This is a genomic window from Chryseobacterium sp. ON_d1, from assembly GCF_006829085.1.
Lineage (GTDB): Bacteria > Bacteroidota > Bacteroidia > Flavobacteriales > Weeksellaceae > Chryseobacterium.
The window spans coordinates 91,566-118,193 of sequence record NZ_BJTC01000012.1 but is presented as its reverse complement, the minus strand read 5'-3'; the positions used below and the strand labels follow the sequence as shown (position 1 = coordinate 118,193).

Annotated in this window: 27 protein-coding genes; 7 read left to right on the top strand and 20 right to left on the bottom strand. The window is 35.2% G+C overall.

What is annotated here, in order from left to right; translation table 11 throughout:
* Positions 1-57: 57 nt before the first annotated feature.
* Positions 58-882, bottom strand: coding sequence for a translation elongation factor Ts (tsf, locus tag CRS_RS18750; RefSeq protein ID WP_142725494.1), 825 nt, complete (start codon positions 880-882; stop codon positions 58-60).
* 143 nt (positions 883-1,025) lie between these two features.
* Here tsf and CRS_RS18745 point away from each other — a divergent pair, with 143 nt between their 5' ends.
* Positions 1,026-1,796, top strand: coding sequence for a DUF6759 domain-containing protein (locus CRS_RS18745; RefSeq protein WP_142725493.1), 771 nt, complete (start codon positions 1,026-1,028; stop codon positions 1,794-1,796).
* 55 nt (positions 1,797-1,851) lie between these two features.
* Here the strand turns inward: CRS_RS18745 and CRS_RS18740 are convergent, their stop codons facing one another.
* Both CRS_RS18740 and gltX read right to left on the bottom strand, forming a co-directional pair.
* Positions 1,852-2,808 carry an acetyl-CoA carboxylase carboxyltransferase subunit alpha gene (locus tag CRS_RS18740; RefSeq protein ID WP_142725492.1) on the bottom strand — a complete coding sequence of 319 codons (957 nt, stop codon included), beginning with the start codon at positions 2,806-2,808 and terminating at the stop codon, positions 1,852-1,854.
* Between the two features lie 49 nt (positions 2,809-2,857).
* Positions 2,858-4,366: a glutamate--tRNA ligase gene (gltX, locus tag CRS_RS18735; RefSeq protein ID WP_142725491.1), complete on the bottom strand. Its 1,509-nt coding sequence runs from the start codon at positions 4,364-4,366 to the stop codon at positions 2,858-2,860.
* A gap of 424 nt (positions 4,367-4,790) precedes the next feature.
* Here gltX and CRS_RS18730 point away from each other — a divergent pair, with 424 nt between their 5' ends.
* Positions 4,791-6,218, top strand: a complete 1,428-nt coding sequence (locus CRS_RS18730; RefSeq protein ID WP_142725490.1) for an MAC/perforin domain-containing protein — start codon at positions 4,791-4,793, stop codon at positions 6,216-6,218.
* 264 nt (positions 6,219-6,482) lie between these two features.
* Positions 6,483-7,889: an MAC/perforin domain-containing protein gene (locus CRS_RS18725; protein WP_142725489.1), complete on the top strand. Its 1,407-nt coding sequence runs from the start codon at positions 6,483-6,485 to the stop codon at positions 7,887-7,889.
* 163 nt (positions 7,890-8,052) lie between these two features.
* On the opposite strand, the gene CRS_RS18720 is transcribed toward CRS_RS18725, so the two are convergent.
* The 12 genes from CRS_RS18720 to pdxA form a co-directional block, all read right to left on the bottom strand.
* Entirely contained in the window at positions 8,053-9,090 is a 1,038-nt protein-coding gene (locus tag CRS_RS18720; RefSeq protein ID WP_142725488.1) for a glycosyltransferase, read from the bottom strand.
* Positions 9,080-10,045, bottom strand: a complete 966-nt coding sequence (locus tag CRS_RS18715) for a lipopolysaccharide core biosynthesis protein rfaS (RefSeq protein WP_142725487.1) — start codon at positions 10,043-10,045, stop codon at positions 9,080-9,082. Before CRS_RS18715 ends, CRS_RS18720 begins: the two co-directional genes overlap by 11 nt.
* Complete coding sequence (locus CRS_RS18710) at positions 10,042-11,037, bottom strand: hypothetical protein (protein ID WP_142725486.1); 996 nt, start codon at positions 11,035-11,037, stop codon at positions 10,042-10,044. The genes CRS_RS18715 and CRS_RS18710 overlap by 4 nt, the downstream gene beginning before the upstream one ends.
* A gap of 4 nt (positions 11,038-11,041) precedes the next feature.
* Positions 11,042-11,788 (bottom strand): glycosyltransferase family 2 protein, encoded by a 747-nt coding sequence (locus tag CRS_RS18705; protein ID WP_142725540.1) that lies wholly within the window; start codon positions 11,786-11,788, stop codon positions 11,042-11,044.
* Positions 11,789-11,843: 55 nt separating this feature from the next.
* Positions 11,844-12,608, bottom strand: a complete 765-nt coding sequence (locus CRS_RS18700) for a polysaccharide deacetylase family protein (protein ID WP_142725485.1) — start codon at positions 12,606-12,608, stop codon at positions 11,844-11,846.
* A 1-nt stretch (position 12,609) separates the two neighbouring features.
* On the bottom strand, positions 12,610-13,389 hold the full coding sequence (locus CRS_RS18695) for a glycosyltransferase family 2 protein (RefSeq protein WP_142725484.1): 780 nt from the start codon (positions 13,387-13,389) through the stop codon (positions 12,610-12,612).
* A gap of 2 nt (positions 13,390-13,391) precedes the next feature.
* Entirely contained in the window at positions 13,392-14,639 is a 1,248-nt protein-coding gene (gene rocD, locus CRS_RS18690) for an ornithine--oxo-acid transaminase (RefSeq protein WP_142725483.1), read from the bottom strand.
* Positions 14,640-14,964: 325 nt separating this feature from the next.
* A complete protein-coding gene (accC, locus tag CRS_RS18685; protein ID WP_142725482.1) occupies positions 14,965-16,320 on the bottom strand; it encodes an acetyl-CoA carboxylase biotin carboxylase subunit in 1,356 nt (451 codons plus the stop codon).
* Positions 16,321-16,403: 83 nt separating this feature from the next.
* Positions 16,404-16,886 carry an acetyl-CoA carboxylase biotin carboxyl carrier protein gene (gene accB / locus CRS_RS18680; RefSeq protein ID WP_034692974.1) on the bottom strand — a complete coding sequence of 161 codons (483 nt, stop codon included), beginning with the start codon at positions 16,884-16,886 and terminating at the stop codon, positions 16,404-16,406.
* 127 nt (positions 16,887-17,013) lie between these two features.
* Entirely contained in the window at positions 17,014-17,217 is a 204-nt protein-coding gene (gene rpmF / locus CRS_RS18675) for a 50S ribosomal protein L32 (protein WP_002976251.1), read from the bottom strand.
* 67 nt (positions 17,218-17,284) lie between these two features.
* The gene (locus CRS_RS18670) at positions 17,285-17,815 is read right to left on the bottom strand and encodes a DUF177 domain-containing protein (protein WP_142725481.1); all 531 of its coding nucleotides are present in this window, start codon (positions 17,813-17,815) and stop codon (positions 17,285-17,287) included.
* 84 nt (positions 17,816-17,899) lie between these two features.
* The gene (pdxA, locus tag CRS_RS18665) at positions 17,900-18,991 is read right to left on the bottom strand and encodes a 4-hydroxythreonine-4-phosphate dehydrogenase PdxA (protein WP_142725480.1); all 1,092 of its coding nucleotides are present in this window, start codon (positions 18,989-18,991) and stop codon (positions 17,900-17,902) included.
* 48 nt (positions 18,992-19,039) lie between these two features.
* Between pdxA and CRS_RS18660 the strand changes: the two genes are divergently transcribed.
* Genes CRS_RS18660 through CRS_RS18650 form a run of 3 tightly spaced genes read left to right on the top strand, consistent with a single transcriptional unit; the run spans position 19,040 to position 21,772 of the window.
* Positions 19,040-19,624 (top strand): riboflavin synthase, encoded by a 585-nt coding sequence (locus tag CRS_RS18660; RefSeq protein ID WP_142725479.1) that lies wholly within the window; start codon positions 19,040-19,042, stop codon positions 19,622-19,624.
* Between the two features lies 1 nt (position 19,625).
* On the top strand, positions 19,626-21,080 hold the full coding sequence (locus tag CRS_RS18655) for a HAMP domain-containing sensor histidine kinase (protein WP_142725478.1): 1,455 nt from the start codon (positions 19,626-19,628) through the stop codon (positions 21,078-21,080).
* Positions 21,080-21,772 (top strand): tRNA1(Val) (adenine(37)-N6)-methyltransferase, encoded by a 693-nt coding sequence (locus CRS_RS18650; protein WP_142725477.1) that lies wholly within the window; start codon positions 21,080-21,082, stop codon positions 21,770-21,772. Before CRS_RS18655 ends, CRS_RS18650 begins: the two co-directional genes overlap by 1 nt.
* A 52-nt stretch (positions 21,773-21,824) precedes the next feature.
* Here the strand turns inward: CRS_RS18650 and CRS_RS18645 are convergent, their stop codons facing one another.
* Positions 21,825-22,535, bottom strand: a complete 711-nt coding sequence (locus tag CRS_RS18645; RefSeq protein ID WP_076594903.1) for a cell division ATP-binding protein FtsE — start codon at positions 22,533-22,535, stop codon at positions 21,825-21,827.
* 154 nt (positions 22,536-22,689) lie between these two features.
* Positions 22,690-22,848 (bottom strand): 50S ribosomal protein L34, encoded by a 159-nt coding sequence (gene rpmH / locus CRS_RS18640; RefSeq protein ID WP_002976260.1) that lies wholly within the window; start codon positions 22,846-22,848, stop codon positions 22,690-22,692.
* Positions 22,849-23,082: 234 nt separating this feature from the next.
* On the opposite strand from rpmH, the gene CRS_RS18635 reads away from it, so the two are divergent.
* The gene (locus CRS_RS18635; protein ID WP_142725476.1) at positions 23,083-24,087 is read left to right on the top strand and encodes a bifunctional oligoribonuclease/PAP phosphatase NrnA; all 1,005 of its coding nucleotides are present in this window, start codon (positions 23,083-23,085) and stop codon (positions 24,085-24,087) included.
* 27 nt (positions 24,088-24,114) lie between these two features.
* Here the strand turns inward: CRS_RS18635 and CRS_RS18630 are convergent, their stop codons facing one another.
* The 3 genes from CRS_RS18630 to CRS_RS18620 all read right to left on the bottom strand — a co-directional run bounded on the left by CRS_RS18630 (position 24,115) and on the right by CRS_RS18620 (position 26,425).
* Positions 24,115-24,933, bottom strand: a complete 819-nt coding sequence (locus CRS_RS18630) for a patatin-like phospholipase family protein (protein ID WP_142725475.1) — start codon at positions 24,931-24,933, stop codon at positions 24,115-24,117.
* A 72-nt stretch (positions 24,934-25,005) separates the two neighbouring features.
* Positions 25,006-25,788 (bottom strand): alpha/beta fold hydrolase, encoded by a 783-nt coding sequence (locus CRS_RS18625; RefSeq protein WP_142725474.1) that lies wholly within the window; start codon positions 25,786-25,788, stop codon positions 25,006-25,008.
* A 109-nt stretch (positions 25,789-25,897) separates the two neighbouring features.
* Positions 25,898-26,425 carry a biopolymer transporter ExbD gene (locus CRS_RS18620; RefSeq protein ID WP_142725473.1) on the bottom strand — a complete coding sequence of 176 codons (528 nt, stop codon included), beginning with the start codon at positions 26,423-26,425 and terminating at the stop codon, positions 25,898-25,900.
* Positions 26,426-26,628: the final 203 nt, after the last annotated feature.

Here is a 26,628-nt window from a genome sequence, read left to right as displayed (position 1 = left end):
AGCATAAAAAATCCCGGTGAATTGCACCGGGATAGTATATTTTTTGGAGAGGGCTTATTATAAGCTTACTCTTACAAATCCTGTTACTTTTAGCTCTGGATTTACAGATTTTACATAATCAGCAACTGAAATAGAGCTGTCTTTGATGAAATCCTGGTGTACCAAAGTGTTGTCTTTGTAGAATCTCTGCATTTTACCTTTCAGGATATTGTCGATAATGTTTGCAGGCTTACCTTCTTCAGTAAGTTTGTGTCTTTCGATTTCTAATTCTCTGTCAATAGTTTCCTGAGAAACAGCGTTTTCGTCAAGAGCGATTGGGTTCATTGCAGCAACCTGCATAGAAACAGCTTTAGCAGCTTCGTCAGCTCCGTCTACTTTAGCAGAAAGAGAAGTGATTGCAGCAATTTTGTTTCCAGCATGGATGTAAGCTCCTAAGAAATCTCCCTGGATTCTTTCGAAAGAACCGATTTCAATTTTCTCACCGATAACTCCTGTTTGCTCAACTAATTTTTCAGCAACAGTGATTCCGTGGAAATCCGTAGCTAAAAGCTCTTCCTTAGTAGCAGCAAAGATTGCCATTTCAGCCAATTCGTAAGCCAGCTCAACGAATGCTTCGTTTTTAGCAACGAAGTCAGTTTCACAATTTAAAGAAATTACAGCACCTAAAGTGTTGTCTTCGTTTACTCTTGCGATTACTGCACCTTCAGTAGACTCTCTGTCAGCCCTGTTAGCAGCAACTTTTTGTCCTTTTTTTCTAAGGATATCTACCGCTTTTTCGAAGTCTCCTTCAGCTTCAACTAGAGCTTTCTTGCAGTCCATCATACCTGCACCTGTTTGGTTTCTTAATTTAGCTACGTCTGCAGCAACTGGTGTATAAGACATAATATCTATTATTTTTTATTTAAGATTAGTATTAATTTTTAGCTTAATTTTAGAGCAGTGCAAAGATAATGATTTTAATGATAAACTAAAAAATGACTTTTCACGTTATTAATATATTTAATACTATTTTAAAGATTTGATTAATGAAAAAAATCTTCTTCCTTCTATTTATATGCATTTTTTCACTTGGTTTTTCCCAAAAAAAGAAAAAAACAAAATCAAAAGCTGTTGTTGAAAAAGAAACGGTTATTATCTATACAGAACAGGAGGCTGAAACTTCAAAGGAGGCAAGAGTGATTGCAGGCTTTTTGAAACAGAATCCCGGACATGCCAAAACAGATTATTTTAAAAGAAAGCTGATTGATATTATTATGGCAGGTAATTCTCCCGAAGCTAAGCCTACCATAAGACCTATCAGTAAGGATAAGATTGAGAATATCGTTAAAAATAATGAACTTAACAGTGGTAAAACGATTGCAGCCAATAAAACTTATACCGCTAATGGGAAGCCTGTTTCCAATAATACAGCTGCTGCTATAGAAGCTCTTAAGGAAGAAAGAAGAACTACCTATGCATCTGTAGGTTCTGCAGGATCAGCAAAAAGTGCGGGAACATCCAAGGCCGAGCCAAGCGAAGAAAATAAAAGAAGAGCTGCCATGCTTACCCATCTTTTTAATAATGATGTGAACAAAAATGAGGCATACGTTAATATTAAAAATAGATCTGCCTGTAATCTTATTGTAAAAATAAGCGGGAAAAAATATTACAACCTGAGTGTCCCTGCAAAAGGCGAAAACTTTATCCTTATAGATAAAGGAGAATATGTGATGACAACAATGGTTTGTGATGCAAAATATTCTGCATTGAAGAAAATAGATCAGGATATTGAAATTGCACTCAATGTTGCAGAATAAGAAGAGAAGAAAACTAAAGAAAAAAGGTTAAGAAAATTTTTCTTAACCTTTTATTTTATCCTTTAAACTGACCCATCGCAATGAATTTATCCTGTCTTTGGGTTTCAAGCTCCTGTCCTGTAAATTTAGAAAAAGCTTTGATGTTTTGTAAAATAGAATTTTTCAAGTTCAGATAGGTAGTCTCCTGATCATAATGAGCTCCTCCAAGTGGTTCTTCAATGATTCCGTCGATGAACTTTTCTCTTAAGGCATCCTGTGGAGTAAGGTTTAATGCATTGGCTGCATCTTCCTTGTGATCCCAGTTTCTCCATAAAATCGAAGAACAGCTTTCAGGGGCAATTACTGTATACCATGTATTTTCCAACATATATACTTTATTTCCAACACCTATTCCTAAGGCTCCACCACTGGCTCCTTCTCCAATGATGTAAGTGAAGATTGGAGTTTTCAGCTGCACCATTTCAAAAATGTTTCTTGCAATAGCTTCTCCTTGTCCTCTTTCTTCAGCTTCCAATCCAGGGTAAGCTCCCGGTGTATCTACTAAAGTCACCACAGGGATATTAAATTTCTCAGCAAGCTTCATCAGTCTTAAAGCTTTTCTGTATCCCTCCGGATTTGGCATTCCAAATCTTCTGTGCTGTCTTTCTTTTGTCGTTCTTCCTTTTTGAGTCCCTATGATCATTACTCTTTGACCATCTAAGGTAATCAATCCTCCAATCATTGCCGGATCATCAGCGAAATTTCTGTCTCCATGAAGTTCTAAGAAACTGCCTTTGTCTGCCATTCCCTTAATATAGTCCAATGTATAAGGACGGTCCGGATGGCGGGACAGCTGTACTCTTTGCCAAGGTGTAAGATTTCCGTAGATTTCTTTTTTCTTTTCCAGAATCTTATCCTCAATCTGGCTGCATGCTAATTTTACATCAACACCACTTTCTTCTCCTACTAAAGAACAGGTCTGGTATTGATCCATCAATTCTTTGATAGGAAGTTCGAAACTTAAATATTCCATTTCTTGAAGTAAATTAAATCTTTCAAATGTATGAAAAATTATGGTTATTCTATTTAAAATTATTTATAGCATTGTTTATTCTGCTGATACTTTCCTCTTTACCAAGGGTTTCCAGGATATCCGGAACGTCCGGTCCTTTCAGCTCTCCTACTAAAGATAGGCGTAACGGCATCATAACTTTCCCCATACCCAGACCTTTATTTTCAGCGAAATCATGCATCGTTTGTTTCAATGTTTCTGCAATAAATTCTGTGGATTCAAAACTTGAAGCCAATTCTCCTAAAACTGCTGAAGTTTCATCATTCCATGCTTTTTTAGATGCTTTTTCATCATAAGATGCTGGAGCTTCGAAGAAGAATTTTCCGTTTTCATAAATATCTTTTGGGAAAGTTGCTCTTTCTTTCATCAGATGAATAACTTTCAACAGTTTTTCATCTGAAACTCCTGAAAGTTCAAGATCTGTATTTTTAAGGACCTGAAGAAGTTCTTCATCAGATTTCATTTGTATATACTGGTGGTTGAACCATTCAGATTTTTCCTTGCTGAATCTTGCTCCGGCTTTATGTACTTTATGAAGATCAAATTCTTTGATCATTTCTTCTAAAGAAAGAATTTCTTTATCATCTGCAGGCGACCAGCCCAGTAATGCAACCATATTAATGAATGCATCAGGAAGATAACCATTCTCTCTGTACCCTTTGGAAATAACTCCTGTAGCAGGATCTTTAAAGTCAAGCGGGAAAACAGGGAATCCGAATTTATCTCCATCTCTTTTGCTTAATTTTCCTTTTCCTTCCGGCTTTAAAATTAAAGAAAGATGTGCAAACTGTGGTGCTTTCCAGCCCATTGCTTCATATAAAAGTGTATGAAGCCCTAAAGACGGCAGCCATTCTTCTCCACGGATTACGTGAGAGATTTCCATTTCGTGATCATCAATGATGTTCGCAAAATGGTAGGTTGGCATTCCATCATTCTTTACCAGAACTTTATCATCTAAAGTGTTGGTATTCACTGAGAATTTACCACGGATAATGTCTTCAAGATTTAATACCCTGTCAACCGGCATTTTGAACCTTACCACATAAGGAGTTTTTTCATCCAATAATCTTTGAACCTCTTCTTCTGAAAGGGCAAGGCTGTTTCTCAGATGATTTCTTGTTTTATTATCGTAAGAGAAAACATCACCTCGTGCTTCGTACTCCGCACGAACTGCATCCAATTCTTCTGCGGTATCAAAAGCAATGTATGCATAATCTGTTTTCAGGATCTGTTCAGTATACCTGTCATAGATATCTCTTCTTTCAGACTGTCTGTAAGGGGCGAACTTTCCTCCTTTCTTAGGGCTTTCATCAGGGATGATTCCGCACCATTCCAATGCTTCTTCAATATATTCTTCAGCGCCCTCTACATATCTGGCAGTATCCGTATCTTCAATTCTTAATACAAACTCACCACCTTGATTTTTAGCAAAAAGATAATCATATAACGCAGTTCTTACGCCTCCCAAATGTAACGGCCCTGTAGGACTTGGAGCAAAACGTACTCTTACTTTCTCCATTTCAATTTTTAATTTTTGCAAATTTACTTAAAATTATGCGTTTACGGGATGATTTATCATCGTGTATTATATTTTTGATTCAGGCCTTTCTGTTTATTTCTATAGATATTCATAAAATACTGTTGAAATGTATCTTCGTCCGGAAGGTGACTGGTTGTAGAATGTAAGTATAGCTGGATTGCTAAAATTGAAATCATAAAGAAAATATTTTGGATAAATAATATAAATAATAAGAATGCTTTTTATATTCATTGAATAGGTTTTGTTTTGATTGTAAATCTCTTATTGGTGACTATATTTTGTTTTATTAATCGATGTTTTTATTAGTCATTAAATTCACTATAAAATGATATATATCACCTGATATTACTTACTTCACTCAATGTGGAGTTTTATATTTGTGGAGAATTTTTGAAATAATACTATGAAAAAACAAATTTTATTTTGCTTCAGTACAGCACTGATGCTTTTTATGGGATCATGTTCGTCAGAGCAGTTAAGTAATGAAGCAACGCCTGATAATCCCACAAAATCCAATCGTTTGTCCGCAGCTAAATTTGCAGGAGATGGGGTTTATGATGTCTTAGGGCATGGTTTTGATGCCGCAGGTGAGTATGCCAACGCAAATTCTGCTGGTTTTAAGGTCATTGATATCGACAGATTCAAAACAGAGCAGGCAGCGAGATTGGTTTCTGAAAATGCCAATACTCAGCAATATGTTGAAGAATATGGAGAGAATGCTCAGACTTATTCCAAAATGGTTTCTACAAAAGTAGATGCTACTGCCGGAATTCCTTTGTTCAAAAAAACATTATCAGTAGGATTCAATTCAGCAGTAACTACTAATCATAAATTTGATGCAAAATATATTTATGGTAGCTACAACCTTTTGATTAAACAGAAAAGACTGAGATTTAATGCTACAACGGATATGCTTGCAGACTATGTAACTCCTGAATTTACACAGGATTTGCAAACTAAATCTCCGCAGCAGATTGTACAGGACTACGGAACTCACGTAATGGTTGATATTTATACTGGAGCTAAAATGGATATCATGTTCCAATCTGAAACCAGTAATGAAAGCCGTGAGCGTGCTGCAAGAATTGGAGTGAAGATCGGAATGCTTAAAGTTTTTGATGTAGATGTTCAAAATGATGTTAATACATCAGAATCTTCCATGAACTATTCTAAAAAACTGTCATACAGAACAAGAGGTGGGGATCCTTCAAAAGGTCTGGTAGGAGAATTAAACCTTGACCAGAATACACCAAAAGTAAATATTGCTAACTGGCAAAACAGTTCGACAGTCAATAATTCAGTTTTGGTAGAATTTGGAAACAACGGATTGGTTCTTATTTATAATCTGGTAAAAGATCCTGCTAAAAAAGCTCAGCTCAAGGCATATGTAGATCAGTATTTGATTGATAACCAGATTTCATTGGAATATAATACTACTATGTTGTATGGTTATCAAAATCAGGCAGACAGTAATCATTATTTTACTTTTAATACCAATCTTCAGCCATCTTCTTATTGGACAAACGAAGGGCCTACATTTAAAGTTTTCCAATATAAAGCACCTAATACAGTTCCTATATACTGTTTCAAAAGTACCTCAGGTGCCCATCATTATTTCACACAATCAAGCACATTGCAGCCTTCTTCATATTGGGATGTGTATATGGGGATAGCATTTTATGCATATAAAGATCCTGCTGGTGACAGAATTCCGGTTTATAACTATAAAGCAAGAAATCAATCAGATCATTATTTGACTGTAAATCCTAATCTTGGACCAACAAGTTATTGGGTAAAAGAAGGAATCGCTTTCTATATTCCTGCTAACTAACTTTTATAAATATAAATCAATTTGTGGTCATTATAAAAGTAAAGCCAGTTATTTCCTGTTTCACTTTTTGTTTAATCATCATTTGGTTTGAAATGAAAGCATATTTTTTATTACGATTTAAATTGTTGCCAGTTTAAGTGATTTAAAAATGCTTATTAGAAGAATCTGAATAGAGTGTAAATTCTTATACAATGATATATACTCATTGTGTAGTTGTTTCCACTTATTGTCGAATAGCATATTTGCGAAAACTTTTATTAATCTATGAAAAAACAAATTTTATTTAGCTTCAGTACTTTACTGATGCTTTTTATGAGTTCTTGCTCTACAGAAGAGCTCAACAATGAGGTAACACCTGAAAACCCTGCGGCAAAGACCAATAACCGAATATCTGCTGCAAAATTTGCAGGCGACGGAATTTATGATGTCCTGGGACACGGTTTTGATGCTGCTGGTGAATATGCCAATGCCAATTCTGCCGGGTTTAAAGTAATTGATATCGATCGTTTCAAGGCAGAACAACCCGGAAGATTGATCTCTGAAAATACTAATGCACAGGAATATGTAGAAGAATATGGTGAAAATGCAGAGTCTTATTCTAAAATGGTTTCTACGAAAATCACTGCTACTGCAGGAATTCCATTATTTAAAAAAACTCTTTCAGTTGCTTTTAACAGTGCCGTTACTAATACAAATAAATTTGATGCAAAATATATTTATGGGAGTTATAATCTTACCATAAAGCAGAAGAGAATAAGATTTAATTCAACAGTAGATGCTTTGGGAGATTATTTAACTCCGGAATTTACTCAGGATTTGCAGACAAAATCCCCTCAGCAGATTGTAAATGATTATGGAACCCACGTAATGCTTGATATTTATACAGGGGCAAAAATGGATATTTTATTCCAGTCTGAAACAAGTAATCAAAACAGAGAACATGCAGCCAGAGTTGGGATAAAAGTTGGAATGAAGGATATTTTTGATGTAGATGTAACCAATGATGTGAACACTTCGTCTTCTAACCAGAACTTTTCTAAAAAGTTATCTTATAAAACAAGAGGAGGAGATCCTTCCAAAGGCCTGATGAATGATCTGAACTTAGATCAGAATAATCCAAAAATTAGCATTTCAGCATGGCAAAATAGTTCTACTCCGAGTAATTCTGTTCTGGTAGACTTTGGTTCTAATGGGCTGATACTTATTTATGATTTGGTAAAAGATGCTGTTAAAAAGGCCCAGCTTAAAGCTTACGTTGATCAGTATTTGATTGATAATAAGGTTTATTTACAACACAATACGGTCCCTGTATATTCATATTACAGTTCTAAATACAATGATCACTACTATAATACATCAAATGTCACTCCTAATTACTATGTAAATGAAGGAGCTGTTTTTAATGTTTTAAACTATAAGGCAGCTGGGGCAGTACCTGTTTATGGATATTACAGCAGTAAGTATAATGATCATTATTACAATACTTCAGCGGTTACTCCGAATTATTACATCAATGAAGGTGTTTTCTTTTATGCTTACACTTACCAGGCTCCCGGAACTGTTCCTGTGTATGGATTCTATAGTGGAAAATATCAGGATCATTATCTTTCTAAAAGCCCAGCAACACCTAATTATTATGTAAATGAAGGAATTATGTTCTATGCATATTAATTAAAAATATTGATATTTTACAGCAAAGAAACCGCCTCAGCATAGGGGCGGTTTTTTTACAATAAAAACTTAACCGCTGGATTTCTGCTTAAATAATGGGCCTTAAGAGAAAGGAATGAGATTCAATTAAAAAAAGGATAATTGCTAAATTATCCTTTTTAAGTTATCGTATAATATTATTCCAAATATTTACAGTATCACCGGTCTCATTTTTTAAACTATAATTTTCTAAAATGAAATGAGAAGAAAGCTTTCCTTTATTTAATATTTCCTGAGAATTTTCCTCATAAATTTTTATTGTTTCTTCTATTTTTTCTACAAACTCAATAATATTACCATCTTCTATAGGCGTAGAAAACTCAGGCTTTAGATATTCTTTTCCACCCTGGCCGGAATATCCAATTACATAACAACCACAAGACATAGCTTCCGCAGGAGGAAGGCCAAAACCTTCTTTATGATTAAAGCTCAGAAAAATAGCACTTTCTTTCATGATTTCTGCTACTTCCTGCTCTGTTTTGTTATCTATAGCAACGAGGTTCCATCCTCTTAATGTATTTCTTTGTTTTAATATACAAATAACCTGTGTGACATCATCGCCAAGCTTTCTTGGCATAAAACAAATTTGCTTTTTTTTATTTTCACCGTAATTAAATATTTGATTGTCAATGCCTAATCGCATTTTGAAAACTTTAGAATCGGGAAACGTATATTTTAAATATCTTTCAGCATCCTCTGAAGCTACAATTGTAGCCAGCGTTTTAGGATGATTATAAGGATTCACTTCATAGTTTTCATAAATTGAAAAGTAACCAAATGTATAATAACAATTTTGATTAAAGATCACTTTGGAGTTTTCAGGAGCTAGTTTATGAATATTTGGGCCATAAATTTCAGGAAAAACGAGAATAGCATCTTTTTCAATATCAATACTTTGAGTTTTTAAAAAACTTAAAATTAATTTTTTAAAAAAATTGATCTTTTTTCCTTTATACAGATATTTCAGCTCCTTGAATAAGTATGGGCTAACTTTTATCGGAACATTATTATTGAACCAGTTTTCCTTTTTTCCTCTTTTTTTAAGTAACAAATAAGCTTCGAATCCATTTTTGTTTAATGTTTCGACTTGTCGGTAAATTTGTTTCACACCTCCGCTCGCAAATTTATTAGTGGGGCATACAAAATAAATTTTAGTTTTCATGAAATGAAAGTATTGTTTTTATCCAGTTCTTAATATAATACTTTTCTTTTATCCAATCTTCAGCAGGTTCATAATCTTCACTTAAGAAGTTCTTGGGAATTGTAAAGTTTGAAATATCTTTAATGACAAAAATATTGTTTGGATTATAAAAATCATATGTGATGATTTCCTGGTTGGTTGTTATCAGTTTTTTATTTAAACCAATGGCTTCGTATGGTCTGAATGATAATCCTTTCTGATGAGGATGTGCTATATCAAGAATGATTTTACTATCTAAGTAATATTTATATGAATTTGAAAAAGGAATGATTTCATGAATGACCTGAATATTCTTAGGAAGTTTTTCTTTAATGGGAATAGACTTGTAAGTAAATAATTTCCCTTTTGCAGAGATATTGTTATCGTTAAAATATTCGAAAAGAATTTGTGCTTCAGCTATTCTTTTATCATAAGTTGCTAAATAGCAAACATCAAAATTTGTGACTGATTTTTTGTCTTTGACAAAGTAAAAATTGGTCACATAATTTAAATTATAATTCTTACAGTCATCGCTGTCAAAACTGCAGCATATATCAAACTTTTGAATATAGGCTTCCTGAGAAGGTATTTTCTGAATACTGTCCCAAAAGAGAACAATAGACTTTTTAGATTTATCAAGAGCAGAATTTAGATCATCATTGCTCAATACATCAGGTCTGTTTACTAATAATACATCATAATCATGAAGTTGAATGATCCGTTGAATATGCTCTCCTCTTTTTATATTTTTGAGATTTTTTTTAAGAAAGGTTTTTAAAAAGAAATTATATATCTTTTCAAAAATATTTTTGTACTGATATGGCAAGGTTGAATTAATATGAGTGACATCATACCCACTATATTTTTTCAGACCTTCAAAAACGACATCATTAAACCCATAATAACCAGGAGCGATAAATAAAAGTTTTTTTTTCATAAATTATTGCCATTATCAGCTATTTCAAAAACCTTGTTCACCCAGCTGTCCAACGTATATCTGTAATAGATTTCCTCCGGAATTTTTTCATAGGGTTTCTCAAAGAAAGATTTGTCAAGATTACTAATATTTTTGTTTAAAATCAAAATATTATTGGGATTGTAAAAATCATACGTTTTAATGGCTTCATTATCAGTAATGATTTTCTTTTCCAGAGACATGGCTTCAAAAACCCTGAAGCTGAGTCCGTATTGGCCTTCGCGCATCAGATCAAGTAAAACCTTTGAATTTTTATAATACCTTGGAAGATCATTATGAGGAATCTTTTTGATACTGAAAATCAGAAAAAGGTTTTTAGGTACTGTTGTAAAGATATTGGTCAGCTGATGTTTCCAAGACTTTTTTCCAATAACCATAATCTGAAATTTGAGACCCTGTTCAACCAGTTTTTTGGCCAGTTGTTTTATTAGTGAAACCCTTCTGTTATCATAAGATGTAATGTAGAAAAGGTCCATTTCCGGATGTTGTTTGCTTTCCGGACAATGCGGAAGATAGATGTAATTCGTTAGTTTTTCAAAACCATGCTTCTTTACATCGATATGATCAAATGAAAATACCTTATCAAAAAGATACAGTTTATCTTCTACCGGAACCCTTTCCAGATTGTCATAAAGATAAGTAACCAGCCGGTCTGTATATTTTCGGATTTTTTTTAGAGTGGAAAGATCAAATGTATCCGGGCTCATGACCAGTATCTGGTCCTGATATCCTAATTTTTCCAGGGAGTCCAGAACGTATTTCTGTCTTTTTTCAGTCTTAAGATTTTTGTTTAAAAAAGTTTTACTTAAAGCATTTACAGCTCTTTCATTGAAGTTGGAATGAGTAACGGTACTGATCTTTATATGATGGGCATCAATACCACGTTTGCATAATGTTTCAACAATATACTTATCATAATCCCAAAAATCATAACTAATGATACAAATCTTCATTCAACTAATTTTGCTCTTTTTTTAATGATTCATAGGTCTCGAAAACGCTCAAAGATTGCAGGTAGGACAGCTGATAGCCTTCTTTCCCGTCTAAAATACCCAGTCTCATTATATAGGCTTTAAAAAATTTAAAAGCTGTTTTAATATATTGAATTAAAACATTGTATTTCTTCCCTTTTGCTGCCAGCTCTTTTCCTTTTAAAACGCCGTAATGAACCATTTTTTTTCTATAAGATTCATAATCTGAAACGGAGTAATGAAGCAATTTATTTTTTAAAACTCCGATGGATCCATTTACTTCAAGCGTTTCATGTACCTTTTTTCCTGCCATATATCTGGCCTTCGATTTTCTGAAAAGTCTGAAGTTTTTATCAGACTGTGTTCCTGAAAAATGAATCGGCTTTTGGGCAAAAAAGAATTTCCTGTAAAAATAGTAAGCATCTTTTTGCCCGGGTTTATTCAGTACGTTAATAATTTCCTGCTTCAGGGCCGGGGTAATTCTTTCATCACCATCCAAAAATAAGACCCAGTCGTTTTTTGCAGCATCCAGAGCCAGATTTCTTTGTTTTGTAAAGTCTTCAAATTTATTTTGAATCACTTTTACATGGGAGAATTTCTTCGCAATTTCTACAGTTTTATCCGTACTAAAAGAGTCTATCACAATTATTTCATCACAAAAATCAAAAGACTCAAGGACATCCTGTATATTTTTTTCTTCATTATATGTTATGATTAAACCACTTATATTCATCACAACGATTTGTTTGATAGGTAACTATGTGAAAATATTTACCTAAAATTGTTTTTTAAAATAGTTTTAATCTTCCAAAGATAAGTTTTAATTTGAATTTTATGATCGAATCTTTGCCTTTTATATCAATTCTACACAGCTCGTATGGATACTGCGTAGGGTAATAATTCACTTTATTACCAATTCTTACTGCAAAATCAATTCCTATTTTTTTCAAAATAGAAAAAAAAGCATGTTTTTCTTTATTTTTATTGGGATATTTACCGTACGGATAGGCCAGAACCCTTGAATACTGTATGTTTTGGGCATCAAGAATTTCCATATTCTTTTTTAGGTCTTTTTCTATAAAATCAGGAGATCCATTTTTAAGATTTTCATGAGCGTGGCTGTGAAGGGCAATCTCAAAATATTTTTTATCAAGGCTTCTGATTTCATCAAAGGTCATCATAGGGTAGTTTTTATATCCTTTTTCAATAAAGCCTGTTGGAATAAATATAGTAGCCTTCAGGTCATACTTTTCAAGTAAGGCAGGCAGGTATTCAAGATTATTTCGATATCCGTCATCAAAGGTGATGATAATATTCTTTTTTGATGGAGTATTAAGCTCTGAAAAAAAATGTGGAGTATATTTTTTATGGTTTAGATAAGAAAACTGCTGCTCAAGATTTTTTAAGCTGACTGTAAGGTCTTCATGGCTTTCTTTTTCAATCTGGTGATACATGAGAATAACCAGTCTGTTATGTGGAAACATAAAAAGGTATAGACGGAAATACACAGCGATAAATGCCGCCAATACAACAGGAATCAGGTATAGGATCATGCTATTTACCGTGTTTTTTCAATTCAGACAGTCTTATTTTTTCACGCAGTTTGATATATTTCAAAAAGGTATAATAGGACATTGTTTTGGCGATATAAAATCCGGGGAATCCATCCAGAAAACCCAGTTTGAAAATAAATACTTTAATAAATTCAAAAACAGGACTGACAATGATTTTGAACCTGTTGATTTTTTTTCCTCTTTCAAACATCTTTTCCGCCATCATATCAGAATATTTATTGATTTTTGATACATGATGGTGAATACTTTTGTAAGTATAATGGTCAAGCTTTCCTTCCAAAAGGCCGGATTTCTGATCGGTAATCAAAAATTCATGTACCTTGTCATCAGAATATCGGGCATACTGTTTTTTGAAAAGCCTGTCACGATATACATTTCCCCACCCTCCATGCTTGATCAGGTGTATCCCAAGATGGTTACTGAATTTGGCCATATAAACATTGAATTCCGTATTTTCCGAAAAAACAATCTTTTTTATGGATCTTTTCATGTCTTCATCAGGAACTTCATCAGCATCCAGAAAAAGAATCCATTCATGAGAGCATAAATTAAGGGCATGGTTTTTTTGTTCACCATACCCATTGAATTTTTTCTCAAAGAACTTTACTTCAGGATATTTTTGAGTGCAGAATTCTTTGGTCTTATCTGTTGAAAAACTATCGACAATAATGATTTCATCAGCAATATCTGCTATTGAATCTAAAAGTCTTACAATATTTTCTTCTTCATTATAAGTAATGATTGCAAGGGAGAGAGCCATTTTTATCTAAACTCAAGAATAGTCTTTTCTATAATCTTCACACAGTCCAATAATTGCTCTTCAGTAATGACCAATGGCGGAGCCAGTCTGATGATATTACCGTGAGTGGGCTTTGCAAGTAATCCATTTTCTTTTAATTGAAGACAAAGATTCCATGCGGTAGAACTTTCAGGGGAGTCATTGATCAGGATCGCATTTAAAAGTCCTTTTCCTCTCACTTTGGTAATAAGGTCTGTTTTTCCAATCAGTTTTTCAATTTCGGCCCGGAACAGGTTTCCTAATTCTTCTGCTCTTTCAGACAGTTTTTCATCAGCTACCACATCGAGTGCTGCTACTGCTACTGCACATGCAATCGGATTCCCTCCGAATGTAGAACCATGTTGGCCCGGCTTGATTACATTCATGATATGATCATTGGCCAAAACTGCTGATACCGGATACATTCCTCCTGAAAGGGCTTTCCCTAAAATTAAAATATCGGGCTGAACGTCTTCGTGGTGACATGCAATCAGTCTTCCCGTTCTTGCAATACCGGTCTGAACTTCATCGGCGATGAAAAGCACATTGTGTTTTTTACACAGCTCAGAAGCATTTTTCAGAAAGTTTTCATCTGGAACATATACTCCGGCTTCTCCCTGGATTGGTTCTACAAGAAAAGCAGCAATATTTCCGGCTTCTCTGTGTAGTACTTCTTCTAAGGCTGCAATATCATTGTAAGGAATCCTGATAAATCCTGGGGTAAAAGGCCCGTAATTTTGGTTAGCATCCGGATCGTTAGAGAAAGAAACAATAGTGGTTGTTCTTCCATGGAAATTGTTTTCGCAAACGATTATTTTTGCAGCGTTCTCCGAAATTCCTTTTACTTCATAACTCCATTTTCTGGCTAATTTTACTGCTGTTTCCACTGCTTCAGCCCCAGAGTTCATAGGTAAAACTTTATCAAATCCAAAAAGCGCTGTAATTTTCTGTTCATACTCTCCCAGTTTGGAGTTGTAGAAAGCTCTTGATGTTAAAGCCAGCTTTTGTGCCTGCTCTACAAGCGCTCCTACGATTTTTGGATGAGAGTGCCCTTGGTTTACAGCAGAATACGCTGAAAGAAAATCATAGTACCTTTTGCCTTCTACATCCCAAACGAAAACACCTTCTCCTCGGTCCAGAACTACTGGAAGTGGATGATAGTTATGTGCTCCATGTTTGTCTTCAAGGTCAATAAAATACTGTGAGTTTTTTGTTTGTTCTGCTGTTGACATATATTTTGGTTTTCAACAAATTTACGCAATATTAATGATATGCTTAAACAAATATCCAATGTCGTTTTGGGATCAAATAGAAGTAGATTTTAACGCGGAATAATACCGTATAAGAAAATATTTTCTTTGCCAATAGATTGTTATAGGTATTATATCTTTATAATATCCGAATTTTATTTTTTACTTATCTATTAATTTTTATTAACAATCGGAGAGGATTGTCTTAGTGTGCCTTTTAAGTCTTTCGTGAAAGATTCTATATGATAACCTGAAGAAAAAAACTGCCTCGGAAGGAGGCAGTTTCAATTTTTATTTTACAATAATCTTAGTGATTATCATACTTTCTATCCATTACAAAATCTTCCATGAATTTTGTAGTATAGTTTCCTGAAAGATAATCTTCATTATCCATCAATTGTCTGTGGAAAGGAATTGTTGTTTTTACTCCTTCAATATAGAATTCCTCAAGCGCACGTCTCATTTTTGCGATAGCTTCTTCACGGGTCTGAGCCGTAGTGATCAGCTTAGCGATCATGGAGTCATAATTGGAAGGAATAGTATATCCGGAATACACATGAGTATCTACTCTGATCCCGTGCCCGCCAGGGATATTTAATCCTGTGATTTTTCCTGGGGACGGTCTGAAGTCTGCGTAAGGGTCTTCTGCGTTGATTCTACATTCGATGGAATGCAGTTTAGGGTAATAGTTGATTCCTGAAATAGGAGTTCCGGCAGCAAGAAGAATTTGTTCTCTGATCAGGTCATAATCAATTACCTGCTCGGTAATAGGGTGCTCTACCTGGATTCTTGTATTCATTTCCATGAAATAGAAATTTCTGTGCTTGTCTACAAGGAATTCGATTGTTCCCACCCCTTCATATCCAATGAATTCTGCTGCTTTTACAGCGGCTTCCCCCATTTTCTCACGAAGTTCATCTGTCATGAAAGGAGATGGGGTTTCTTCCGTTAATTTCTGGTTTCTTCTCTGTACAGAGCAGTCTCTTTCTGAAAGGTGGCATGCTTTACCATATTGATCTCCGGCAACCTGAATTTCAATGTGTCTTGGCTCTTCAATCAGTTTTTCCATGTACATACCTCCGTTTCCAAAGGCAGCTACAGCTTCCTGAATTGCAGATTCCCAATGGTCTTTAAGGTCTTCGGCTTTCCAGACAGCTCTCATCCCTTTTCCCCCACCTCCTGCAGTAGCCTTGATCATTACAGGATATCCGGTTTCTTCAGCGATTTTTACAGCATGTTCATAAGATTCAATTAATCCGTCAGAACCTGGTACACATGGCACACCAGCTGCTTTCATGGTAGCCTTGGCATTCGCTTTATCTCCCATTTTTTCAATCTGTTCAGGAGAAGCCCCAATGAATTTGATACCGTTTTTCTGGCAGATTCTTGAGAAGTTGGCGTTTTCAGATAAGAATCCGTAACCTGGGTGAATGGCATCCGCATTGGTAATTTCCGCAGCAGCAATAATGTTAGGGATTTTAAGATATGAGTCTTTACTCATTGCAGGACCAATACATACCGCTTCATCAGCAAATCTTACATGAAGACTGTCTTTATCAGCAGTAGAATATACGGCAACAGTTTTGATCCCCATTTCTTTACAAGTACGTAAAATACGCATTGCAATTTCGCCACGATTGGCTATTAATATTTTTTTGAACATCTTAATACGATTTGAAATTTGAAAATTTGAAATTTGAAATTGATTTTATAATCAATCATCAATCATCATTAATCAATATTTAATTAAGATGGATCTACTAAGAATAATGGTTGGTCATACTCTACAGGAGTCGCGTCGTCAACTAAAATTTTAACGATTTTTCCGCTGATTTCAGATTCAATCTGGTTGAACAGCTTCATGGCTTCAATAACACAAACTACTTTACCAACAGAAACTTCGTCACCTACATTTACAAATACGTCTTTATCAGGAGATGGTTTTCTATAGAAAGTACCGATCATTGGAGATTTGATCGTTACATATTTGCTGTCATCAGATGCAGCTTCAGCTTTTTCAGCAACAGGAGCAGCAGGAGTTGCAACAGGTGCCGGAGCAGCTACCGCCTGCGGAGCAGTATGGTATACTGCAGGCTGTGCGTAAACAGCATCGCTTCCAGCTAATGGAGTTTTAATAGTGATTTCGAAATCTTTAGTTTTGTACTTCACTTCTGAAACTTCAGCCTTAGATACAAACTTGATAAGATTTTGTATGTCTTTAATGTCCATAAATTTGATATTTGATTTGATGCCAAAGATACCAAAAAAACGTAAAAAACAACAAAAAACCGCCAAATTTTATCAAAATTAGGCGGTTTTTGTATTAAAATGAGGCTTTTTCAGCGAAAAGCGACTCTTAGTTTTCTTCAGTAGCAGCTACTTCTTTTTCCAATACTACTTTACCTCTGTAGTAAAGTTTTCCTTCATGCCAGTGAGCTCTGTGGTATAGGTGAAGCTCTCCTGTTGTTGCATCTTTAGCTAATTGAGGAACTACAGCTTTGTAGTGAGTTCTTCTCTTATCTCTTCTTGTAGACGACTGTCTTCTCTTTGGATGTGCCATTTTCTAATAACTTTTTTAATTGATGAGCGATGAGATTCATCATCTCATCATATTTAAATTATTCTATTTAATTATTGTCTTTTAATTTTCTTAAAGCATCCCATCTAGGGTCACTTTCATGTTCTTCTTCTTCAGTTACCTCAATATCTTTAGGACTGAACTGATCAAGAATTTTAAGATCGTCATCACTTACATTCGGTGAAATTTTTTTCATCGGGATAGAAAGCATTACATTTTCATAAATCAAATGTGCTACATTGAAAGCATGCTCTCCGGTCGGAATGGTAATGACATCTTCATTGCTGTCATCATATTCTTCACCGAAATTCACCAGAATTTTGATTTCATTCTCAATAGGGTAGTCAAAGTTTTCATTTGTAATGTCGCAAATTAACTCGACCAATCCTTTAATTTTAATTTCAAACTCCAGAAAAGTAGTGTGTTTATCAAGTAATACATTCACTTCTATTCTTGGATCCGTAAATTCCTGCTCAGTGTCAAATAATTGAAAGAACGTTTTATCTATCTCAAACTTGAACTCGTGTCTTCCGTTTTTAAGTCCGGAAAAGCTTACGTCATAGTTTCTTAACTTGTCCATAAAATGAGTGTGCAAAAATATGCATTTTTTTTATAATAACAAATAAAATCTGAAACAAATTAATTTAAAATTTGTTTTAAAGATTTATGCTTCAGTTTCCTCTGGCAGATCTTCATCTATTCCATTGTCTACAGCTATTTTTCTCGGCTGGAGGCGATCATTCATCAGTTCGGCGTGTTCACTTCTGTTTTTAAAAACCTTAATAGCAGTGAAGATTGCTTCCGTAAAGCTCTGTTCGTCAGCAATATTTTTTCCTGCAATATCATAAGCAACTCCGTGATCAGGAGAAGTTCTGATAAAAGGCAGCCCCGCTGTATAATTCACTCCTTCTTCATATGCTAATGTTTTGAAAGGTGCCAGTCCCTGATCATGATACATTGCTAAAACAGCGTCAAAGTTTCTGTATTTGTTCGGTTGGAAGAAACTGTCTGCAGGAAAAGGTCCGAAAGCCAGTATTCCATTGTCGGAAAGCTCTTTGATCGCCGGGCTGATGATTTCAATTTCTTCGGTCCCGATAATTCCTCCGTCTCCTGAATGAGGATTCAGCCCCAGCACAGCGATCTTAGGTTTTTGAATACAGAAATCTTCAATAAGTGTCTGGTTTAAAACCCTGATCTGTTTCTTTATTTTTTCTTTGGAAATATTTTCAGCTACATGAGCAATAGGAATATGATGCGTGGAAACGGCTACTTTGAGATCTTCAGTGACAAGGAACATGAGTCCTTTTTTATTGAATTTCTCTTCAAAATACCCTGTGTGTCCGGCATGTTTAAAGCCCATTTTCACCATCTCATCTTTGTTGATGGGAGCGGTTACCAATACGTCGATATCTCCTCTCATCAAAGCTTCAGTAGCGGCTTCCAAAGAATCAATGGCCATTTTCGTAGATTCTTCTGTGGGAACTCCCAACTCAACATTTACGTTTTCTTTGGTAAGGTTCACCATGTTCAATTTTCCTGCCTGGGCCTGTGAAGCTTCATTTACATAATTGAAATTAAGATTCAGCTTGAAAATATTTTTCTGATAAGTGAATAGTTTTCCCGAACCAAAAATTACAGGTGTAAAGAAATCTGTAATAGTTTTGTCTTTCAGAGACTTCATAATGATCTCCGGGCCGATGCCGTTGAAATCACCGATTGAAATTCCTACTCGTACTTTATGGTTTTTTGGGCTCATTTTGATTATCTTTGAAGATTATAATTTACAAATTTAGCAAAAAATAATATGTTCACAGGAATTATTGAAGCAGTTGGTGTTATTGAGAAGATTGAAGAAAAAGGAAGCAATATAGATTTTACGCTGACATGTCCTTTTACAAACGAATTGAAAATTGACCAGAGCCTGGCCCATAACGGTTGTTGTCTTACGGTGGTTGAGATAAAAGAGAGCCAATATGTGGTAACCGCCATTAATGAAACGCTTGAAAAAACAAATCTTGGAAAATGGGAATTGGGTACTGTCGTGAATCTCGAGCGTTGTATGAAGATGGATGGAAGGTTGGACGGACATATTGTTCAGGGACATGTTGATAAAACCGGTGAAGTGGTAAGCATTGAGAATAAGGATGGAAGTTATTTTATTACCATGAAATATGAAAATGACGGAAGTTTTGTAACCGTGCCGCAAGGATCCATTACCGTGAACGGAATCAGTCTTACTGTCGCTAAAAGTGAAGATGCTCAGTTCTCCGTAGCTATTATTCCTTACACCTGGGAATTTACTAATATGAAGCATTTGAAGATTGGAGATCAAGTAAACCTGGAATTTGACATCATTGGTAAGTATATTGCTAGGTTAATTAAAAAGTAGAATGTCAATTAATAAGTATAAAGGATATAGCTTAAGGAACCGGGTGTTTTTCGGATTCCTGCTGGTCTGCTTCTTAAGTGTCGTTGCCACTTCGCTTGTTCCTTATTTTGTTTTAAGGAATAACTCCATGCAGCAAAGTAATATCGATATGCAGGAGAAGACCAATGCTGTAATGCGGTATCTGGACTATGCAGTAAGCCGTACATTGGTAGAAACAAAAGATCTTCCAACAGTTTTAGGAAATAAAATTTTTGAAATAGCGGATATCAATCAGCATGATATTGTTATTTATGATCTGAAAGGAAACTATTTACTTTCCAATAAGGATGAAAGTTTAATAGAGCAGAAAACCATTTCTATTGATATCATTAATAAAATTCTTTCTACTGATGCAAGAATTGATTTGACAAGATATGATGCTGCTAAGGATGCTAAGCTGACTTCTTCTTATCTTTTGCTGAAAAACAATGAGCTTGAACCGATTGGTATTGTTTATATTCCTTTATATCATAATGAGTCTGCTTATCTGGATGTTCTTCATCAGTATGTAAAATATATTCTTTTAGTTGATATTTTCCTGATCTTGTTTAGCATATGGATCAGTTGGGTTACATCCAACAGTCTTGCAAAAACGATTACAAAATTTTCTGATATGATTACCCGTATTACATTGTTTGAAAATGAAATGCGTCCTATCAGATACTATAAAAATGATGAGCTTAATGCTTTGGCAAGAGCTTATAACAGAATGATTCTGCAGATTCAGGACCAAAAGGAAAGGCTTAGGTTTAAAGCCTCAGAAGAAGCCTGGAGGGAAATGGCCAAACAGGTGGCACATGAGGTAAAAAACCCATTGACGCCAATGAAACTGACTATTCAGAATTTTGAAAGAAAATTTGATCCGGAAGATCCGAATATTAAAGAAAAAGTAAAACAGATGAGTAAAACTATCGTAGATCAGATTGATCTGATTGCCACGGTGGCTTCTGCTTTTTCAGAATTTGCGAAACTTCCTGAAAAAAACAATGAAGTGATCAATCTGAATACCGAAGTCGAAGATATTCTCCGCGTATTTAATGATGACAGTATCTTTATGCATGCCAATAAGAGCAATATTATGATCAATATGGACAGGATTTATCTATCCAGAATCATAACCAACCTTGTTACCAATGCAAAACAGGCAGAAAGTGACCAGAGAAAACTGATCATCAATGTGGATGTAGAGCAGCATCAGAGAAGGGTCATGATCTCTGTTCAGGATAACGGGATAGGCATTCCTGAGAATATGTACGAAAGAATCTTTGAGCCTAATTTTACCTCTAAAAATAGTGGAATGGGTCTTGGGTTATCTATGGTAAGAAAGATGATTGAAGATTACAAAGGTGAGATCTCTGTGAAATCAGAAGTAGGGAAGGGGTCTACATTCATTATTACACTGCCTACCAATTTATAGTGAAGCCTTTTACATTTAAGCAATTTGAAATTCAGCAGTCTAAAGACGTCTTTCGGGTAGGAACAGATGGTGTTCTGCTTGGTGCTCTGGCTGATGTTGAATATGCTTCCGGTGTTCTGGAAGTTGGAACGGGTACAGGATTAATTTCTCTTATGTTGGCACAAAGAAATCTGCAGGCTGAGTTTTTAGGATTAGATATTAATGAAAATGCTGCAGAGCTGACCCAATTCAATTTTGAGAATTCTCCTTTTCGTGGGAGACTGAAAAATAGCCATCAGGATTTTAAAACTTTTGAAACAAATGATCAGTTTGATCTTATTGTCTCCAACCCTCCTTATTTTGAAGAATCGGGGTCTGAAAAAGATAAAATTGCGCGTCAGACTATAGAACTGAACTTTGTACAGCTAATATCCAAAGCATCCCGGCTTTTATCTGAAAACGGAATTTTTTCAGTGATCATTCCCGCTGATGTGGGAGAACTTTTTGTTTCCATTGGGAAGGAAAATGGGTTGTTCCTAAACCGGAGAATAAGGATAAAAGGAATCGAAAATTCAAAGATCAAAAGACTGATACTGGAATTTTCATTACAAAAGAAAGAGCTTGATGATTCTGAATTTATTATAGAAAAAAGTCCGAGACAATACTCGGACCAATATCTTGAACTCACCAGAGAGTTTCATGTTTTTAAGTAGAGAAGTTAGAAATTAGATTTTAGTTATTTCTAATCTTCTTATTTTTTTATTCTTATTCGAATAACTCAGACGTATCCAATACAGAAACTTTTCCGTCTTCACATCTGATAGCTTCACCAGGGAAGTTTTGAATCATGTGGTAATCGTGTGTTGCCATTACTACAGCAGCGCCGTTTTCAAGGGCAACCTGCTTCAATAATGTCATAATCTCGTTGGACGTCTCAGGGTCGAGGTTTCCTGTCGGCTCATCTGCCAGGATAAGATCAGGGTGATTAAGAAGAGCTCTTGCAATGGCAATACGCTGCTGCTCTCCTCCTGAAAGCTCGTGAGGCATCTTGTGCTTTTTGCTTTTCATGTTCACGCTTCCCAAAACCTCATTGATGCGGTCTTCCATTTTTACTTTATCATTCCAGCCTGTTGCTTCCAGAACAAATTTTAGGTTTTTTTCAACTGTTCTGTCGGAAAGCAGCTGGAAATCCTGAAATACAATTCCTAATTTTCTTCTCAGGTTTGGAATGTCGGAAGGCTTTAGCTTTGCCAGGTCAAATCCTACAACTGCTCCGTGTCCTGATGCTAGTGGGATGTGTCCGTAGAGCGTTTTCAGAAGGGAACTTTTTCCGGAACCTGTTTTTCCGATAAGATAGCAGAATCTACCTTTTTTAATGTTAAGATTTACATCAGAAAGAACAGTGAAGTTTTTTTGCGCAATCTTTGCGTGCTGTAAACTTATAATATTATCTCCGGAGATATTGGTATGTGGCATAATTTAATTTTAAAGGCTGTTTCTTATAAAAATATTTCAACTTCTAAAAATAGAAAAAAGATGTTGATGCGGCCTAAATTTTAGTAAATTTTAACAACAAAAAATGCCTGAAAAGAAACTTCTCAAGCATGTTTTGTATATGATAATGTAGAAATTATCTCTTAGCGCGTGCAGCACTTACAGTTAATCTCTTTCTGCCTTTAGCTCTTCTCGCAGCCAAAACTCTTCTTCCATTTGGCGTAGACATTCTTTCTCTGAAACCGTGTTTGTTTCTTCTCTTTCTTTCTGATGGCTGGAATGTTCTTTTACTCATTACTATATGTTTAAATCGTAATTAATCTATTAATTTTCAGGTTGCAAAGATATATAAAATTTTATAAGTTACAAATTTTAATTATCTTTTTTTAAAATTAAATGTGATGTTTTTCAGTAAGGCATTTTCAAACCCCGATGAGAAAACCGTTTTCGGGTACAAAAATAATATTTAAATGATTTATATAAAAGCTCTATCTTTGAAAACTTTAATTTTAACGAAAATAAACACCGGATGTTTACACCAGCAGAACTTTTAGATATCAATACATTACTTACCGAAGAGCGTAGAATCGTTATCCTTACCCACTATAATCCGGATGGAGATGCTATTGGTTCAAGCCTGGGATTGAAACATTATCTGAAAGCAAAAGGAATTCATGCAGAGGTTATCGTCCCAAATGATTTTCCGAAATTTCTCAAGTGGATGCCGGAGTCTAAAAAAGTAATTATTGCCGAGTACAAAAGAAAGCTGGCATCTGATATGATTGCTGGGGCAGATGTTATTTTCTGCCTGGATTTTAATTCTCCGTCAAGGATCGGATTATTGGGAGACTGGCTGATAAAAGCTCCGGGAAAGAAAATTTTAATTGATCACCATCAGCAGCCGGAACAGTTTGATTTCGTGTATTCAGATACGGTAATTCCGGCGACTTCACAGATGATTTATCATTTCATTGAAGCGATGGATGATGAAAAACTGGTGAATCAGGATATAGCAGAATGTCTTTATACCGGAATTATGACAGATACCGGAGGTTTCCGTTTTCGTTCAACCAGTGCTACTACCCACAGGATTATTGCTAATCTGATTGAAAAGGGTGCAGACCCTGCCATGATCACATCCAATACCTGGGATACCAATACCGTTTCCCGTCTGCATCTGCTTGCCCTGGTTCTTGGAAGGATAGAAGTAGTGAATGATGGAACAGTAGCTATCTTAAGCCTTACCAGGAATGAACTGAAAGAATATGGTTTCCAGAAAGGAGATACAGAAGGTTTTGTCAATTATGGACTGAGTATTGCCGGGGTAAGAATGTCTGCATTCTTTATGGAAGACCTGTATGAAGACTTCGTTAAAATATCATTCAGAAGTAAGGATGATGTGGATGTTAATCAGTTCTCAAGAAAATACTTTAATGGTGGCGGGCATATTAATGCAGCTGGGGGGAAATCGTTGGATTCTTTAGCCGGAACTATAGAGAGCTTTAAAGAGAAAGTAAAGGACGAAAGATTGTAAAGAGGTAAAATAGCCTGTTAATTTCGTTTAGCTAAAATTTCCGGACGATTTAAGAAATCCTTTTTCTTCAAGCTCCTGACAGGTGTATTCATACACTTGCTGAAACATTTCATCCATATACCGCTTATTGAAAAGACTGTATTTTGTCATTTTGGGAGGATCCAGAAAGATATTACAGTATTTCGCTTTTGAATACACAGACTTTGCAATGGCTAGGTGAAGAATTCGGTCAAATTCTTTCATCAGGCTCATTTTTTGTAATTCATCGTAACTGATGGAATTCACATGAGACGCAATCAGAAAATTACATTTGTCCATGATCGGCTCAATAGGGAGGTTGTCCAGAACACCACCATCCACGTAGATTTTCTCGCCTATCCTTACCGGCGGAAGAATAAAAGGAACACTGGAAGAAGCCAGTAACGGGCCAAAAAGCTCTCCTTCAGAAAAGAAGTCTACAATACCATGGGTCATTTCAGTAGCAGCTACATATAAGGGGATCCCTAAAATACTGAAATTGTCTTCCGGGAAATAATCTTTAAATAGTTTTACAATAAAATTGGAGCTGAAAATCCCATTTTTTGATAATTTTAAAGATGATCTGGAGAAGAAAGAAGTCTGTCTTACAATCTCCATCATCTCATCAGGAGTTTTTCCAAAAGAATAAAATGCACCAATGATAGAGCCGGCACTGGTACCGGAAATAATATGCGGCTTAAGGTTGTATTCTTCCAGAGCTTTCAGTACAGCAATATGAGCAATCCCACGCATTCCTCCGCCTGAAAGTGTAAGTCCGATAACCGGTGGTGCCGGTAGTTTCTTTTTTTTGAATGAGAATAAAGCCATTGCCAAAATTATCCTCTACTAATATACAGGATTTTTTATTAAACATGACTTTAATTAATCGGGAAGCGATTGTTATAAAATCAGTTTTTTGGGAAGATTATGAAGAAGTTCCGTATTGATAATTTCTGCACAGATACCTGGTTTTTCCCAATGTCCGTTGTGTCCGCAATCCAGAATATAAGATTTAATATTTGTTCTGTCCGGAAGATGTTTGATCATCATATCTGTTTTTACGGCATTATCGTGTTTTCCGGCCAATACTAATATTTTAGCTTCAAGATTTTCAAGTATATGTTTTTTGTCGGTTCTTATTACCATGCCTTTCACACAGGCTAACGCACCCAAGTTATTAGTGGAAAGAGCAGTTTCTAGAGCAGTTTCTATTTTTCCTTCTAAGATATCTCTTTCATTTGGGTTGAATAAATTGGGTACTCCGGCTCTTGCATAATGGGCAAAAGCATCTTTTATAATTCTGTAGCTCTTGATGCGCTGCTGTTTTTTCTCTTCATCATCCGGAAAATAAGTAGAGAAAAATAAAGTTAAGCTTTTTAAGGAATCAGGGTATTTTTCAGCAAAGGCGAGTGAGGTGTATCCTCCCATTGAATGTCCCAAAAGGTGAATCTTTTCTAAATGCTGATCATCTAAAACTTTCTTTACTTCTTCAGCCATCAGTTCCATGGTATGAACCTCTGCGATAATTTCAGACTGTCCATGGCCTGGAAGATCAATTTTGAGCAATGAGAAATCTTTGGAAAGATGATGTTCCATGTCGCTCCAAATGGATAAATTCTCCATAAATCCATGAAGAAGTACCAAAGTTTCTTTTCCGTTTCCTTTTCTTTCAAAGTTCAGCATGATTTCAAAATTATAGAAGTTTAAAAATAGTGTAGCCGTTAGGCACTACAGATTTATTTCTCCTTTCAAATGTAAACAAAAAAGAGCATTTTTTTAATGCTCTTGACTTTTATTGGGTTAATTCCTTGTAAACTTTTGTTTCCCAGGGTTTGATGTCTGTTACTCCATACCTTTCCTTTTTAGAAATAGCAAGGTTGTCCAGCATGTCTACAAAATTTTTGTAATTGGCATCATCCGTCGGTTTTACAATAACGGTGAATATGTCCGGTGCCGGAGCTTTTTTATAAGCTTCAGCAATGATTTTTGAAATTTTGATTCCGCTGAAATCTGTTTCTTTAAGATTTCCTGTATTCAGATCTTTCTGATTGCTCTGATGATAGAATACACGGTTGTCTTTTCCAAGGATAAAGGTAATCTGGTTTTGATCTCCGATTACATGATCAGTTGGGAGCGGGTTGGGATTATGGTCTTTTGCCGGTAATCCTAAGTCCATTACGTTAGGTTTTGTAAAATTGGTTGTGAACATAAAGAAAGTGATGAGTAAGAATCCCAGATCTACCATAGGGGTCATGTCTACCTGGATCATTTTTTTCTTTTGTTTGCCTCCTTGTTTCTCTTGTGCAATTACTTCTGCCATGATTAAAAATTTTTAAATGTTAAACGGTGTTTGTTGAGAAATTCTTACAAAAGATATGCCTTGTTTGATGGATGATCAATAAATTCATGAATCTATTGAATGTTTTTATGGTGATTTTTAAATATTCCCGTGTTTTTAATCTTTTTTAAAAACTGATCACCATGATATAATTGATTTACTGATTAACTTAATTGGCCACAGAT